This window comes from Halobacillus sp. H74 (genome assembly GCF_052246715.1).
Classification (GTDB): Bacteria; Bacillota; Bacilli; order Bacillales; family Halobacillaceae; genus Halobacillus; species Halobacillus litoralis_A.
Window position 1 is genome coordinate 427,673 of sequence record NZ_JBQQCI010000001.1, and the last position, 15,681, is coordinate 443,353.

The following is a 15,681-nucleotide window of genomic DNA, read 5'->3' on the forward strand; positions in this document are numbered from 1 at the left end:
TCATGGATTATCTAGGAATCGGTGTGCTTATCATCGGAATCGCTTTTGCTATCGTGTCTATTTTCTTAATCAAAGCCTTGAATAATCTAGCGAAAGTTCTTGGCGGTGTCCGTAAAACAGTGGATCAACTGCCGGATCAGCTGGACTCTGTGATGAAAGAGACAACAGGCGTACTGCACAATAGTAATGATACACTGGCTGATGTCAACGAGAAGATTCGCGCACTCAGCCCGTTGTTTTACATCGTCGGTGATATCGGAGAGTCCTCCAGGAAACTGACCTCCTCGCTTGTCGACATGACCGCATCCATTAAGCAAAGCACGCACGAAGGTGAACAAAAAATCAACGAAGAAGGTTGGCGTGGTATCTATGGTGCTCTCGCCCTGACTTATTACCTTTCTCAAAGACGTAAGGCATTGAAATCAGTTCAACTGGAAAGGTCGACAACATGAAAAACACAGAATGGATCATCGGAATGTCTGCTGGCATTGTAGGTGGCCTGATAGCAAGAACATTGATTTATGAACCATCTGTGACTAAAATGAAATTCAACCGTAAGAAAGCAGAATTTTATGAATGCGGGATGACCCAGTACCAGGATATCCAATCCACCAAACACAAACTCGAAACGGAAGCTGTGAAAAACAAAAGCTGAAAGGGGATTTTAACCATGGAAAATCAAAATCAGAATGTAAATCAAACGACACCACAAAACCAAAAACGAGGAAACAAAAAGTTACCGATCGCCATTTTAACAGGAGCACTGATCGGTGGCGCATTCATTCTCATCAAAGATCCCAGTGAAAGAAAGCGTCTCAAAGAAGGTACCCGTTCTACCAAGGACGCTGTATCTGGATATGCTTCAGAGGTGAAGGAAGATCCATCAGCGAAAAAAGATGACCTGGTTACACGTGTCCGCAATTTCGTATCTGTGGCAAACGAAGCTGTCGCTACCGTTCAGGAAGTCTTCAATAACCAGGGCAAAGAAATTACCGAAAAAGCAAAAGATATCAAAGAAGAGTCCGAAGAAATCGTATCGACAGCCAAAGATGCGGGAGAAGACTTGCAGGAAGCGGGAGATAAAGCGAAAGAAGCGAAGGATGAGCTAGCTGAACCTTCAAATGAAGAAAATACCGATCAAACTCGTGAGAAAGTCGCTGAAATAAACCACCAGCGCTAAATAGTCTGTTAAAGAAGCGCTGCATATAAAAATATGCAGCGCTTCTTCGTGCAGGAGGATAATACAAATGTCAGTCTTATTAAGACGTATTTATGATGAAGAAAAAATATTAGGTGGTTATCGTGTCCTTGTCGACCGCGTATGGCCTAGAGGTATTTCAAAAGAGAAAGCCCAGCTGGATAAATGGACGAAAATCATCGCCCCGAGTTCAGATTTAAGAAAATGGTTCGACCACGATGCTGACAAATTTGAAGGTTTTAAGGAGAAATATCTGGAGGAAATAAACCAGTCCCCTGAAGCCCAAGAATTGTTAAATGCACTAAAGGAAAAAGCGGAAAACCAGAGGGTCATTCTTCTGTACGGTGCAAAAGATGAGCAGCACAACCATGCGGTGGTATTGAAAGATTGGCTCGAGAAAGAATGAAAACCGAAGTATTATAGAAGACTTGATTCCGGGATAGTGGAGGTTCGTTATCGAATAAGAGATAGGGGTGGCTTTGAAACAATTTGTTTTCCTGCGGGGAACTGGCGAGATCCAGGAGAGCTTTTAGGTGGCCTCTGAAGAACTTCAACTTTTTGAGTTATGCATCAAATAAAGTAGTCGAGTTGGACAATTTTATCATTTAACTCGGCTTCTTTATAGGAATCTTCCTTCTCCATGAGCTTTAGTATTCGTATTGATATTAACGGTGAATATCGCCACCGCCCCTTGTACACGGAAAGTGATCTTCTTTTATAATCAAAGGAAATCACTCTTTTTAGATTGGCCTCTGTTGATTCCACGATGAGCGTTCGGTGGTGACGCCTGCGGGAACAGCGCGAGCCGAAGATCCACTTGGTCAAGTGATCTTCTTGACCAAGTTAGCTGAGGCCGTGCCCGCGGCAAGCATCCACCGACAAGCGATTCGTGAGAAGCAACAACAAACTTCAACAGCTTCTCAAGATTAAAAAGGGTTTTTCAATAGCCTCGCTTTTAGCTCGAGGAGGCTTGCCGTCTTCTCGGCGGAAAGCGAGCTATTTCCAAGACCCCATTTCTCCAAGCAAAGCAACAAAACCGATCCCATATGAGGAAAGAGGGGGCTTATTCAACTTTACTAATAAGTTTTTTATATTGCACATCTCCATATCCTAATGTTGGAAAAACATCAATTAACCTTTTAATTAATTCAGATGTCACTAAGTTGTTATTTTTCTTGATATACCTCATTACTGGATTATCATCTTCAAGCATCATTAAGTATAGATCTATGGCCTGGTACATAACGGGAATTACTTTTACGGACGTTTTTTGCTGGTTTAATAGGACGTCATCATATACTGTAAAATAATTACCTAACTCAAGTTCTGTTTGTGTTACCTTAAATTCATCTTCTCTAAAGCTATTCAAGAAAACTTTCCCCCTGTATTCGGATTGTTCAAGGTAACCAAGAAGAGTAAGAAGGTTCATTTGACAAAACATATCTTCGCCGAACCACAAAATGATATATTTATATGTGTTATTAAAGAGTTCATTTAAAGGGGCGATCACCTTATTGATATAATCTTCAACTAGTACATGGTGCCCCGCAGCTCTTGTTTTGATGAATTCCTCATTGAATATCTTCCTGGTAGTGGCATTTACACACATAGCTTCATTAAAAGGAGCGTAATCTGAATCCCCCATGATTTTGTTATTTTTAAACTCATCATACAAAACCTGACCATTCACAATATTCAGTACATGTTCATCAGAAAAATCACTGGTTTCGCTTTGTATTTGATTAACCCTCATTTCTCGTGAAAAACCCATTCCGCACCATTCCCCTTTATTATGTATAGAGAGTTTGTTAAATGATTGAACAGGCGTTTTAGTGAGTTGATATTCTCCAGGCCTTATGCCGAAAACGTTCTTAAACGCCCTGCTGAATGCTTCTTGTGAAGAATAATGATAATCAAAAGCAATATCAATGATCCTCCTCCCGCTTCCTAAATCTTCTGTAGACAAGTACAACCTTCTAAGACGAATATACCGCCTAATATTCAAACCTGTTAATTGGTGAAATTTAAATGAACAATAATAAGGGGAATATCCCATATCATTGGCAAGTTCATCTAACGAGAATTTACTTTTCAGCCTGTCTCTATCCAATCTATCATAGATGCAATATTCATTAATCTCCCCCCCAACATGCATTATGAGTGAATTGTGTTTCATACTTTTGATATTTATTGTGATTTCTATATATGTGTAACATTACTGTACATAAATAAAGGATAAAAGGGGGCGTTTGTGAAGAAGATTACTTAATACAAACGGCGTCTTTAGTATAACAAAGGAATAAACAACAAAACGCTTGGATCTATTATTCCAAGCGTTTTGTTTGTTCTTTATAGTCCTGAAAATCCTGTATTTTAGTATGTTATTTGCTTGTTCTTTACATTTTTCAGCAACTGCGTGGGAATTTACTTAGGTGAACGACCTATTTCTATGGGTCACTCCGTCAGTTCTGTCAAACGTTGAGAAGAAGAAGCCACTTTGGATACAGCTCCGTTGATTTCCTGGATTACATGGGCGAATTGTTCAAGTTCTCCTTCAATCCCGGCGTTATATGACTTGTTCTGGCCCATAGCGGTTACGATTTCTGTAAAGAAGTGATTGATTTGATTCATACTCTCGGTTCCTTCTGAAATCATTTCATTAATGCTTCCGACATTGCTGGAAACACTATGGATTTGCCCACTTGTCGAAGTGATTAAATCAGATACTTCTGCTACAGAATTCTGCGTCTGCTCGGACAGTTTTCGGACTTCATTTGCCACCACTGTGAACCCTGCTCCGTGTTCCCCGGCTCTTGCTGCCTCGATGGAAGCATTCAAGGAAAGCAGATTTGTCTGTTCGGCAATGGACGAAACGATTGTAACAATTTTACTGATTTCCTCGGCGACGTGTTTCAATTTTTCCATATCATCCGAGATCTCTTTAATATTTTTTTGAATTTCATTCATCTGTTTTTGCTGAATTTCCAATCTTTCTTTTCCTTCTAATGATTGTTGTTCAACTTGTTGAGCCACCTGGGACCCATTTTTAGAATCCTCTACAATCTTCTCTGTCTGCTCGGTCAATTGTTCAGTGGAAGCACTGGCCTGTTGAGATACTGCAGCTACTTCTTCAGACATTTGATCGACCCTGCGGTAGGCTTCCCGTCGTTTTTCAATTTCCTCTTCCCTTAATTGTTCCGCTTCTTCCTCGAACATATCCAACACCAGTTGTTGTTCAATGCTGAGGATCTTCGTTGTTGCGCGAATCGCTTGACTGAAGTGGGCTTCACTCAGCTCCTGTTGATAAATATTCATGAAAGAAAGCAATAGATCCTGGAATGCACACATGTACCACTTCGGTTTCAAGCCGATGTTCAAGTGTACTTTTGCAATCCGCTTTCGTTTTTCGATGAAAGACGCATCAATCACCCCATTGAACATTTCCTGAATATGTACGGACAGCGTCTTCTGCAAACGTTCTACTGAACTATGGTGGTTGATGATGTGCTCCAAAGATGGTTCACTTTCCAAGTTTGCATAAAACTGACGCACTACTTCATCGATATGACTACTGACGAGGGGCTGTAAGGACTTTAAGATGGCCAAATCATCTGCCGTCAAATGAATCATTTCAAACTGTTTTTCAAGATCTGATCCTGACTCTACTTGGATTTTACCAACTAAACCTTCCCCCAGTGCCGCTTCTTCTTTTTCTCTTTTCTTTGTCGCAAATAAACCCATATTTCATCCCCCTAAGTATCTTCCAGTTATAATTAGCTCTAGCCTTTATATCGACTTTTGGGAAATACTCTTAAGGGTAAGGAATGAATAAAAGTGCCTGCCCTTCATAAAGGACAGACACTTTGTTATGAGGCGGAGCGATTTTTATAAACGCTCGCGATCAATATACTCATTCGGTTCTGCGCCGAATTCTGTACTATGATTTTTAAATTGAGCCAGACGGCCGTTTCTATGCTCGCCTTTGTTCTTTGTTTCTTTGAATTGACGATTTGGCTTTTTGTCTTTTTTACTCATCATTTTCACCTCGTGTAGGACAATGTCTTACATGGTTAGTTTGCAAAAAACAACAGAACATTATACATGAAAATATATGGCCGATTCTCTTTAGCAACCAGTCGGGAAAAAGGTCATCGTTTCACAAACCCCTCCAAATAACCACTCATCTCAGCCTTACTATCCCTTATCCATTCTTTGATTACCCACCATAATTTCCATTTAAAAAGTGGTTTTAAATCCAGCAATTAGAGGAAATGTTCTTAGATATTAAATACTGCAATTTTACTATTTATATAAATGAAAGAGGTGGAAAGATGACTCCAAACCAAATCGGCTTTGCCTTATTATATATTGGTGTATTCTTATTGGTCGGGAAAATCATCCGTGTCAAATCGACACTGCTGCAAAATTTATTTTTACCATCCTCCATCATCGGAGGCTTTATCGCATTATTGTTAGGACCACAGGTGTTAGGGAAGTTTTTCTCTGACGATAACTCCTTAGCCAACGGAGTAATGACGGAAAACATTACGGAAGTCTGGTCTTCCTTGCCCGGATTAATGATCAACATTGTGTTTGCCTGCTTGTTCCTGGGAGCGACCATTCCTAAGTTGAAGGACATATGGAATTATGCAGGTCCACAGCTCGCCTTTGGCTGGGCTATCGGCTGGGGACAGTATGTTGTCGGTCTTTTACTTGTCTTATTAATCCTGACACCTTTTTTCGATTTACCTCCCATGGCCGGTGCCTTGATTGAAGTTGCATTCGAAGGTGGACACGGAACAGCTGCTGGAATGGCCAGCACTTTCGAAGAACTCGGTTTCTCAGAAGCCTTCGATTTAGCGATCGGGCTAGCGACGGTAGGTGTGCTTTCCGGGGTGATCTTCGGTATCATCCTGATTAACTGGGGAGTACGAAATAAAAAGACGAAGGTCATTGAAGATGTGGATGACTTTTCTAATTTAAGAAAACGCGGGGTCATGGAATATCAAAACCGTGAACCGGCTGGAAAAATGACGCTGCGCCCAGAATCGATCGAACCTTTATCCTTCCACCTCGCGATTGTCATGTTGGCTATTTTAATAGGCTGGGGGATTCTCCAAGGGTTGATTGCTCTTGAAGCGATCACCATCAATTCTGATTTCATGGAATACATTCCGCTATTCCCTGTTGCAATGCTTGGCGGTATTCTGCTTCAAATCGTTTTTGACAAAAAGGACAAATACAATCTGGTTGACCGACGCATGATCAATCGGATTCAAGGATTGGCACTTGATGTGTTGATTCTAACCGCTATTGCTACGGTCTCCCTGGACGTGATCGGTGAATATCTCGTTCCATTCTTACTCCTGGCTGCAGTCGGCATCGCATGGAACCTATTCGGCTTCCTCGTCCTGGCCCCACGCTTCATCCCGAACTACTGGTTTGAACGAGGCATTGGAGACTTCGGCCAATCCATGGGTGTCACAGCCACTGGTCTTCTATTGATGCGGGTAGTGGATCCTGATAATGAATCCCCTGCTTTTGAAGCATTCGGATACAAGCAATTGTTCTATGAACCATTCCTGGGCGGAGGTTTTGTGACAGCATTGTCCGTTCCATTTATCGCCCAATTCGGTCCATGGCCGAGCTTGATTCTTGCAGCAGCTATGACAGCTGTAGGAATCCTCTCAGGACTCTTTTACTTTGGAAAAGGAAAAGGCTCCTCAAGCTGACACCAAACGTCTGTCTTTATTAAAAGGCAGGCGTTTTTCATGTATGAATCGTCTTTTTAAAAAAACTTTCACTATTATGGCCGATCATACTTTCTCAATTCAGCGGGTAATGGAGAAGGATAAGTAAAGTCTATGGAAGAGGAGAAGATCACATCCCAAGCATTCACATTGACATCAAACGTCTCCTTCCTTTATCTTATATCAGTAATCATAAGTAAATAGATCAGGATTAATGGGTTAGTTATAATTGCAAGAAACAAAAAGTAAGGAGGCTGTATATGAATAAGATTTGGAAGGGGTATCTCGAAACTTCTTTAATCAAAAAAATTACCGTCGCCTTAATCATAGGTGTCCTCATCGGTTTGATTTTTGGGGAGGGAGCTACCGTACTTGCACCGTTCGGCGATTTATTGATGCGGCTATTGAAATTCATCATTGTTCCGTTAATCCTTCTCACGTTAATTGTAGGCGTCAACCAGACGAGTGTTGGTGGTTTAGGTCGTATGGGAGGGAAAGTGTTCCTTTATTATCTGGGTACCTCGGCTCTTGCCATTATTGTAGGCGTAACAGTCGCTTCACTATTGAACCCAGGGACTGGAATGACATTAGATGGTAATGAAAGTGTCGAAGTACCTGAAAACCCTGGAGTCACAAGTGTCCTGTTGAATATTGTACCTGATAATATTCTAACAGCTTTTACTGAAATGAACTTGCTAGGCATTATTTTCACAGCACTCGTATTCGGGATAGCCATTTCCCATTTACGTTCTTCATCGGCTTACAATGAAATAGGTAATAGTCTTTACAAAGGGATTGAAGGGTTGAACGAAGCGACCCTAACCGTCATGAAAGGGATTTTGCAATATGTCCCCATCGGAATCTTAGCCATCGTAGCTGAGATTGTCGGCACACAAGGGGCGGAAACCCTCGGATCTTTAGGAACATTCATTTTAGTCCTTTATGTCGGTCTGCTCATACAGCTCGCTCTTTACATTCTTGTCCTGTTAGTTACCAAACAGCGTCCTTTGTCCTTTTTCAAAGAAGCCCGCACACCTATGATTACTGCTTTTGTTACACAGAGCAGTTCAGGTACTCTGCCGGTAACTTTAAACGCAGCACAAGCCCTCGGTTTGAAAAAAAATCTCTACGGTTTCAGTTTGCCACTCGGGGCGACCATTAACATGGATGGTGCAGCGATCCGTATTGCGGTTTCTGCTGTATTTGCTGCAAACGTCGTTGGTGATCCGCTGAGTTTTGCTGCCATTCTGCAGGTAGTCATTGTCGGCACACTTGCCTCAGTCGGTACAGCAGGCGTTCCAGGAGCAGGGATCATTATGATTGCCACTGTATTCTCCCAAGTAGGTTTGCCGATGGAAGCTGTTGCATTACTGGCCGCAGTAGATGTATTCGTCGGAATGGGAGCGACAGCACTTAACGTCACCGGTGACCTTGTCGGTACATCCGTCATCAACAAAACAGAAAAAAGAAAAGCTTAATGTAAAAAAATATTTAATTAGAGAGACTACGGAATGAAGCTTCCTTAGTCTCTTTTCATTAGCCAACTAATCTTTGTGGAGTGTTTATAAAATATAGAAAGCAAAACGGGTGATGCGATCTCAAGTCTTATGTTAATATTAATGATTAGCGACCTAAGTATTAGAAAGAAGGGGTATTCATGTCAGAGCAAGAACCATCCATAAATCGGGTCCCTTTGATGATCGTACTGATCTCAGGGGCCTTTGTTGCGATTTTGAACCAAACACTATTAGCAACAGCGCTGCCACATATAATGGCCGATTTGAATCTAGATGCCAACACAGCCCAGTGGCTGCAGTCCATTTTCATGTTAGTCAACGGCATCATGATTCCGATTACAGCATTTTTAATTGAAAGGTTTACCACCAGAAAATTATTCATGACAGCTCTCGGCTTATTCGCAGCAGGAACACTCGTCTGCGGGTTAGCTCCGAACTTTTCGGTACTGCTTGCGGGAAGAGTTTTACAAGCTTCCGGCGCCGGCATTATCCTGCCTTTAATGCAAACGATCCTTTTCCTCGTCTTTCCAATAGAGAAAAGAGGGGCTGCTATGGGGATGTTCGGGTTGGTCATTGCCTTCGCACCAGCGATCGGGCCGACACTTTCCGGCTGGCTTGTCGAGCAATTTCCTTGGAGAAGTTTATTTTTCGTCATTTTACCAATTGCCATAATAGATATCATCGTTGCTTATTTCATTTTAAAAAATGTAACCAAACAGACTTTTCCTAAAGTGGATCCGATTTCAATCATTTTATCCACCTTCGGATTTGGTGGAATTCTTTACGGATTCAGTGTGGCGGGGAATGGAAGCTTTACGAGTCCTGAAGTGCTTATTTCACTCCTTGTCGGAGCGGTTACATTGACCCTGTTCATAACAAGACAAATGAAATTGGAAAAACCGATACTCGAATTCAGGATCTTCAAATATAAGACATTCACTTTAACTACTGCCCTTGGCATGATTGTATTCATCGCCATGATCGGCGGGGCCGTCATCCTGCCTATTCTCATGCAGGACATGCTCGGTTTCACTGCATTTGAATCGGGACTCATGCTCCTCCCCGGAGCCCTTTTAATGGGGATCATGAACCCGATCACCGGTCGACTCTTTGATAAATTCGGAGCAAAATGGCTCGCTATCACCGGCCTTTCATTACTTGTCATTTCTACATTCATGTTTACGAATTTGAATCCTTCGACTACTTTCACTTACCTTGCCTTGGTAAACTGTGTCCGGATGTTCGGAATTTCCATGGTGATGATGCCCGTAACGACAGCTGGACTGAATCAGCTGCCAGCACACCTTATGCCCCATGGAACAGCGATGAACAATACGATGCGCCAAGTATCAGGAGCAGTAGGCACTGCATTGCTTGTCTCAGTCATGACGAGTCAGACCATTCCTTCTGAAGGGGTGCCCGGGCTCATTCACGGCGTCAATATTTCCTTCCTTGTTGCAGGATTCATTGCCGTCGCAGGTTTCATCATGGCCTTCTTCATCGGTCAATCACGTCCTGATGAAGAATCTGCTGCCTAGGAAAGTAAGACCCTCGTTGTTTCGTTTCAACGAGGGTCTTTATTATGTATAAGCAGGATTAAACAAACAGGAGATAAGCAGAGACTAAAACGACTAACAATAAAGCGACTGTAGTCATATAAGCAATGATGCGATGGGATGAAGCAAAACGGCTTTCGTTGATATTTTTTCGTGTTTGGTAATAATTAATCGTTGCCCCGACAATCGTCATGATGCCGAGGAATAAAGACACAATACTGACGAGAATGGCCAGTTTATTGCCCATATCCCCTGCATCCGGTAATGCTGTCATGTGGACAGTGGTTGCAAGGAAACCTACCCCTACAAGAGCGATGCTAGTCCGGATCCATGCCAGGTACGTCCTTTCATTAGCCAGGTGCTGTTGAATCAACTTTTGTTCATCCATTGGTCTTCCCTCCTTTTATAAACTTCCTTTCCCAATAAATAAAGCTTTTCAGAGGAGAATGTCAAATTCCTCAGTTAAAAAAGAGGAGAGTCGCCTTTAAAAAAGACACCTCTCCTTCAGATTATTTTTGTAAGGCTGATTTATATCGTTGATAGTAGTTCTCTACATTATTCAACAGCAACAACTCTGTGTACAAATAAGCTTTCATATTAAAGTCAGAGAAATTGATGTTCGTCAGCTCCTGGATTTGTTTAATCCGGTAATTCAACGTGTTGGGGTGGATAAACAACTCGTTCGCTGTCTGCTTCCCCTTCCCATTATTTGCCAAATAGGCTTCCAGTGTAAGCAAAAGTTCTGTCTGTTTATCAGAGTCATTCTTGATCAGTGTCAGAAGATCTTCACTATAGTAGTCTTCAGAACTGTTCTTTTCATACAGGGCAGCCAAGTATCTGTATATTCCGAGATTGGCGAATTCCCTGGGCATTGACTCTGGGCGAGGGCTGATGAAGTTGGCGGTTTCGATCACTTCCAAAGCTTCGAGGAAACTTTTTCTCATGTTGTACAGCTTTTTATACTCTTTCCCTAAACCAATTAAAAAGTGATAAAACGCTTCTTCTCCCGTTTCGCACTTCACTTCATCAATCAGATCTCTAGCAATATTTCTTGAAGAGAAGCTCTCATTTTCCCTGCCTTCAATGACCATGATGAGCTGGAATTCTGTTTTCAAGTAGTAGAGTTTTTTATCGGTCCGAAAACGATTCACCGTGTTTTCCAAGTAGTCGAGCATGTATTTATACTGGGGTGCCGTCACTGAAAAGACCATGACTGAAAAACGCTTAGGAATTTGGAGTTTAGCCAGTGACGCATCGTGACGGAATTGACTCTCACTGCCATACTCGTGATGAAGCAATTGCCAGAGCAGTTCCTCTTTACGACCTTCCTTGGCATTCACCTTCATGAATTGATCATAAATCAACTTTCCGAGATGCGGCGTAATCTCTTCTAAGAACTCCATTTCCTCTGCATCCAACAAATGATCAGCTTCCTGCACCCAGACGTAACCCATTGTATGACCGAGATGCTTCGCTGCAATCACCACGCGCTGGTGGAACCCGAGGTCCTCGATGGGATGGACACGAATCGGCTCAGGATGCTGTTCCAAACGTTGCACAATCCCTTCTTTCTTCAACCGATCGATGATGAAAATCGGACACTTCTTCGAAAGGATTGTCTTTTGCTGGGTTTGGTCGAAATCATCAAAAGAAGAACTATAGGATACCAATTCAAAGTTTTTATTCTCTATGATGACAGGCTTCTTCAACTTAGAACTGATCAGCTCTGTCGCTTTATGGATGTCCTCCGCCTGAAGGATCAATTCTTTTACTTCCATAGGAACCCTAACCTTTCCGAGTAGGCTGAATGTCATAATTCGTTACCCTCCATTATATCGGTTTGTCATAGAAAGAAAAAGAAATATATAATTTAAATGCGTAAGTGGACGGGGAGATACGACAAGCTTAAGAACAATTTCGGAGTGAAGCGGTTTTCTTCACGCAGACATTGGACTTAAGACCTCGAGTGTCTGTCCACTGGAGCTGGATATATTGAAAGTGTGTCGAGAGGTTGACAGACCTGACACGCATAAGCAGAACATTGCAGTTGGGCGGGCTTCCCCCACGTAAATGGACTGCTTATATCGCGAAGGGCTACCTATTTAAAAGGGGTAGCACACACTTTACCCCCCTATATGGATTCCATTTTTTGATTCTATTAAAAAAGCTCCCCCAAGAGTTTGGGGGAGCCTCAGGCATTGATTTAAAACATTTCGGAGATTGTTTTCGCTTGCATGTGCAAGGCCAAGTAATCTGGGCCACCCGCTTTGGAGTCAGTACCAGACATCTTGAATCCGCCGAACGGCTGGTAGCCTACGATAGCACCTGTACAGTTACGGTTGAAGTACAAGTTACCGACATGGAAGTCATATTTCGCCTGTTCCAGATGATCGCGATTATCAGAGATGACCGCACCTGTTAGACCATATTCTGTGTTGTTGGCAATTTCGAGAGCTTCATCGAAGTTCTTCGCTTTTGTGAAGCAGACAACTGGTCCGAAGATTTCCTCTTGCTGCATACGGGAATTTGGATCAAGATCCGCAAATACTGTAGGCTCAATGAAATAACCTTTGGAATCGTCACCTTTTCCGCCTGTGACAAGACGACCTTCTTCTTTACCAACTTCCATATAGCTCATGATTTTATCATAAGCGCCTTGATCGACGACAGGTCCCATATAGACATTCTCTTCAGAAGCGTTTCCAACGGTAAGCTTTTCAGTACGCTCTTTCACTTTTTCCAACACTTCATCGTAAACATCCTCGTGGACAACTGCACGGGATCCGGAAGAACACTTCTGTCCTGAGAATCCGAAAGCAGATACGATGATGGCATCTACCGCTGTTTCGATGTTCGCTTCTTTATCGACGACTACGGTATCTTTACCACCCATTTCAGCAATGACTTGCTTCAAGTGGTTTTGACCTTCTTGAATTTCTGCAGCACGTTTGATGATGCGTGTACCTACATCGCGGGATCCTGTAAAGGAAATAAGCGCTGTTTTCGGATGGTCGACGAGATAGTCTCCAACTTCTCCCCCGCTTCCTGGTACAAAGTTCAAGACACCTTTCGGAAGGCCTGCTTCTTCTAATACTTCTACGAATTTAGCAGCGATGACAGGACTGTTACTAGCTGGCTTCATAACTACAGTGCTTCCTGTAACCAATGGAGCAATCGCTGTTCCAGCCATGATTGCAAATGCCAAGTTCCAAGGCGGGATGACAACAGCGACCCCTGTAGACGTATAGATGTAACGGTTTTGTTCGCCTGGACGGCTTTCCACTGGTTTGCCATCTTTCAACTCAATCATTTGACGACCATAATATTCAAGGAAATCGATCGCTTCTGCTGTATCCGCATCCGCCTCTTTCCAAGGCTTCCCTACTTCATATACAAGGTAAGCAGAGAACTCGTGTTTACGGCGACGGATGATATGAGCCGCACGGAAAAGCAATTCAGCTCGAGCGCGTGGATCCCATTTTCTCCAGTCTTTGAACGCTTCAGAAGCGGATTGGACTGCTTTTTCAGCTAATTCTTGATTCGCTTTGGAAACCGTACCTACCACTTGTTTTGTATTGGCAGGGTTCGTGGACGTAATTTGATTATCTGTACGGATGCGTTCTCCATTAATCAGAAGGTCATGATGTTGACCCAATTCTTCTTTCACTTGCTTCAATGCTTCTTCGAAAGCTTTCTTATTTTCTTCTACTGTGAAATCTGTGAATGGTTCATGTTTATAAGGCTGTACCATAATAAATTCCCCTTTCTGATTTTGGAAATAATGATTAGTTGAAAATTCCTCTGACTGCAAATGCGATATTCGCTGGTCTTTCGGCTAGACGTCTCATGAAATAGCCGTACCAGTCTTCGCCATATGGCAAGTAAACGCGAACGGTATATCCTTCATTGAGGAGATCCTGCTGCATTTGAGTCCTCATGCCGTAGAGCATTTGGAACTCAAAGCGGTCAGTCGGAATATCATGTTCTTTTACCAATTGCTTCGTATAATCGACGATGGCATCATCGTGACTTGCGATGGCTGTATAATTTCCATTCAACAAGTTTTTCTTAATCAGATGTTTCAAGTTATCGTCGACAAGGTTTTTCTCCGGAAAAGCAACTTTTCCAGATTCCTTATAGGCCCCTTTGACGAGGCGTAAATATGGATCATAAGGATCCAGTTCATCCAGGTCTTCATCTGAACGGTAAAGGTATGATTGAATGACCGTCCCCAGATTCGGATGATCTTTCTTCAATGCTTTATAAATGTCTAGAGTGGCCCCGCACCTTGAGGAGTCTTCCATATCAATGGTGATTGTAATGTTGTGCTTCTGGGCTTCTCTTAAGATGAGCGCCATATTTTCCATTACGAGCTCATGACTGATATCCAATCCAAGAGAAGTCAATTTCAGTGATACTTCTGACTTCAACTGATTGCTCGCTATCTGCTGGATGCTGCGGATACATTCTCCCGCACGATCCCTGGCCTCTGCTTCAGAGTCTACAAATTCACCTAAATGGTCAACAGTTACTTCAAGTCCCTCATGGTTCAATTGCTGTATTAACGGAATTGCCTGGGAGAACGTCTCTCCCCCTACTATCTTGTCAGCCCCAAATCTACTGCCGAAACGCTTAGCAAAGCGATCTAACATCTTGTTGTTAGAAAGGTATAAGAAAAAGTTCTTACTGATGGCTTCCAAGATCACCACACCCTTTCATCATTCTCCTATCGATAACCATGTGGGTCTGCTTTAGGTGGAATGGAAAATTTGTTTTTTAACTGTTAAGAAAATTATAACGGATAGCGCTTCCATTCGACAACGTGCGCCAAACACAAAGATAACCCCCTAGTTTTAGGGTTTAAACACAAAAGACTAAAGCCCCCGTTTAGCGTAAGGAATTAATGGGAAAACATGGTTCTTCCTCAGGTCATCCAGAATTTGGATGACCTGAGGAAGAACCAAAAGAAGAACCAATAAAGTCTCCGCCCAATAAAAAAACGAAAGCCTGAAGGGATTTGCCTTCAGGCTTTCGTTTTTCTTTATTTCATGACTAAAACAGGGCAGGTGGCATTCTGGACGACGTTATTGCTCACACTCCCTAAGAACAGTTTCTTCACATTACCAAGGCCGCGGCTCCCGACGATGATCAAGTCCACTGCTTGCTCATCCGCATATTCACAGATACTGACACCAGGATTTCCTTCTACTTTACTAACGAGTACTTCACTGACGACATCCACCTCAGGTGAAACCATCTGTTCTTTCAAAGCATCCATTTCTGAACGGAACTTCTCTGCCATTTCATCCCCGATACTTCGTGAAACTACAGCATTTGTCATGGGGCCAGTCGGTTTGACAACGGATACGATGTGTATCTCCCTTTTTGGAGTTTCACACGCCTGATTCCTAGCTTCCCATACCGCTTCTTTACTCAAGTCACTCCCATCGTACGCAACGAGAATTCGTTTGGTCATAGGGAAACCCTCCATTAATAGAGAATTGATTTCTTACTTCTATTATAGCATAATGTAAGCGATTTCTTAACAGTGGTCTTATCTCTGCATTAAAAGGGTGGCCACTCCGTCCTTTTAATTTTAAAGCTTCCTTTCCCTGTTCACCTCCCAAGAATAGACAGACACCCATGACAAGTGTCATATG

Annotated in this window: 15 protein-coding genes and 1 pseudogene; 8 read left to right on the top strand and 8 right to left on the bottom strand. The window is 42.6% G+C overall.

Annotated features, from left to right (window positions below; translation table 11 throughout):
- Nucleotides 1–2 precede the first annotated feature (2 nt).
- The 5 genes from ACTWPX_RS02030 to ACTWPX_RS02050 all read left to right on the top strand — a co-directional run bounded on the left by ACTWPX_RS02030 (nucleotide 3) and on the right by ACTWPX_RS02050 (nucleotide 2,128).
- Nucleotides 3–452, top strand: a complete 450-nt coding sequence (locus ACTWPX_RS02030; protein ID WP_443118295.1) for a DUF948 domain-containing protein — start codon at nucleotides 3–5, stop codon at nucleotides 450–452.
- Complete coding sequence (locus ACTWPX_RS02035) at nucleotides 449–655, top strand: hypothetical protein (protein WP_443118296.1); 207 nt, start codon at nucleotides 449–451, stop codon at nucleotides 653–655. The genes ACTWPX_RS02030 and ACTWPX_RS02035 overlap by 4 nt, the downstream gene beginning before the upstream one ends.
- A 15-nt stretch (nucleotides 656–670) precedes the next feature.
- Nucleotides 671–1,180 (top strand): hypothetical protein, encoded by a 510-nt coding sequence (locus ACTWPX_RS02040; RefSeq protein WP_443118297.1) that lies wholly within the window; start codon nucleotides 671–673, stop codon nucleotides 1,178–1,180.
- 67 nt (nucleotides 1,181–1,247) lie between these two features.
- Nucleotides 1,248–1,604, top strand: a complete 357-nt coding sequence (locus tag ACTWPX_RS02045; RefSeq protein ID WP_443118298.1) for a DUF488 domain-containing protein — start codon at nucleotides 1,248–1,250, stop codon at nucleotides 1,602–1,604.
- Nucleotides 1,605–1,975: 371 nt separating this feature from the next.
- Nucleotides 1,976–2,128: a hypothetical protein gene (locus tag ACTWPX_RS02050; protein ID WP_443118299.1), complete on the top strand. Its 153-nt coding sequence runs from the start codon at nucleotides 1,976–1,978 to the stop codon at nucleotides 2,126–2,128.
- Between the two features lie 133 nt (nucleotides 2,129–2,261).
- On the opposite strand, the pseudogene ACTWPX_RS02055 reads toward ACTWPX_RS02050, so the two are convergent.
- The 3 genes and pseudogenes from ACTWPX_RS02055 to ACTWPX_RS02065 form a co-directional block, all read right to left on the bottom strand.
- A pseudogene (locus ACTWPX_RS02055) lies at nucleotides 2,262–3,331 on the bottom strand (helix-turn-helix domain-containing protein).
- Nucleotides 3,332–3,652: 321 nt separating this feature from the next.
- Nucleotides 3,653–4,939 carry a globin-coupled sensor protein gene (locus ACTWPX_RS02060; protein ID WP_443118300.1) on the bottom strand — a complete coding sequence of 429 codons (1,287 nt, stop codon included), beginning with the start codon at nucleotides 4,937–4,939 and terminating at the stop codon, nucleotides 3,653–3,655.
- 144 nt (nucleotides 4,940–5,083) lie between these two features.
- Nucleotides 5,084–5,233, bottom strand: a complete 150-nt coding sequence (locus tag ACTWPX_RS02065; protein WP_164908549.1) for a hypothetical protein — start codon at nucleotides 5,231–5,233, stop codon at nucleotides 5,084–5,086.
- A gap of 296 nt (nucleotides 5,234–5,529) precedes the next feature.
- Here ACTWPX_RS02065 and ACTWPX_RS02070 point away from each other — a divergent pair, with 296 nt between their 5' ends.
- From ACTWPX_RS02070 to ACTWPX_RS02080, 3 genes are all read left to right on the top strand, one after another.
- Complete coding sequence (locus tag ACTWPX_RS02070; RefSeq protein WP_443118301.1) at nucleotides 5,530–6,930, top strand: sodium/glutamate symporter; 1,401 nt, start codon at nucleotides 5,530–5,532, stop codon at nucleotides 6,928–6,930.
- A gap of 278 nt (nucleotides 6,931–7,208) precedes the next feature.
- Nucleotides 7,209–8,426 carry a dicarboxylate/amino acid:cation symporter gene (locus ACTWPX_RS02075; protein WP_443118302.1) on the top strand — a complete coding sequence of 406 codons (1,218 nt, stop codon included), beginning with the start codon at nucleotides 7,209–7,211 and terminating at the stop codon, nucleotides 8,424–8,426.
- Nucleotides 8,427–8,605: 179 nt separating this feature from the next.
- On the top strand, nucleotides 8,606–10,003 hold the full coding sequence (locus ACTWPX_RS02080) for an MDR family MFS transporter (RefSeq protein WP_443118303.1): 1,398 nt from the start codon (nucleotides 8,606–8,608) through the stop codon (nucleotides 10,001–10,003).
- Between the two features lie 58 nt (nucleotides 10,004–10,061).
- Here ACTWPX_RS02080 and ACTWPX_RS02085 read toward each other — a convergent pair whose 3' ends face one another.
- From ACTWPX_RS02085 to ACTWPX_RS02105, 5 genes are all read right to left on the bottom strand, one after another.
- The gene (locus tag ACTWPX_RS02085) at nucleotides 10,062–10,409 is read right to left on the bottom strand and encodes a YidH family protein (RefSeq protein ID WP_443118304.1); all 348 of its coding nucleotides are present in this window, start codon (nucleotides 10,407–10,409) and stop codon (nucleotides 10,062–10,064) included.
- Between the two features lie 121 nt (nucleotides 10,410–10,530).
- Complete coding sequence (locus tag ACTWPX_RS02090; RefSeq protein WP_443118305.1) at nucleotides 10,531–11,835, bottom strand: PucR family transcriptional regulator; 1,305 nt, start codon at nucleotides 11,833–11,835, stop codon at nucleotides 10,531–10,533.
- Nucleotides 11,836–12,224: 389 nt separating this feature from the next.
- Entirely contained in the window at nucleotides 12,225–13,772 is a 1,548-nt protein-coding gene (gene pruA / locus ACTWPX_RS02095; RefSeq protein WP_443118306.1) for an L-glutamate gamma-semialdehyde dehydrogenase, read from the bottom strand.
- 34 nt (nucleotides 13,773–13,806) lie between these two features.
- A complete protein-coding gene (locus tag ACTWPX_RS02100) occupies nucleotides 13,807–14,721 on the bottom strand; it encodes a proline dehydrogenase family protein (protein ID WP_443118493.1) in 915 nt (304 codons plus the stop codon).
- A gap of 341 nt (nucleotides 14,722–15,062) precedes the next feature.
- Nucleotides 15,063–15,497 carry a universal stress protein gene (locus ACTWPX_RS02105; protein ID WP_443118307.1) on the bottom strand — a complete coding sequence of 145 codons (435 nt, stop codon included), beginning with the start codon at nucleotides 15,495–15,497 and terminating at the stop codon, nucleotides 15,063–15,065.
- Nucleotides 15,498–15,681 lie beyond the last annotated feature (184 nt).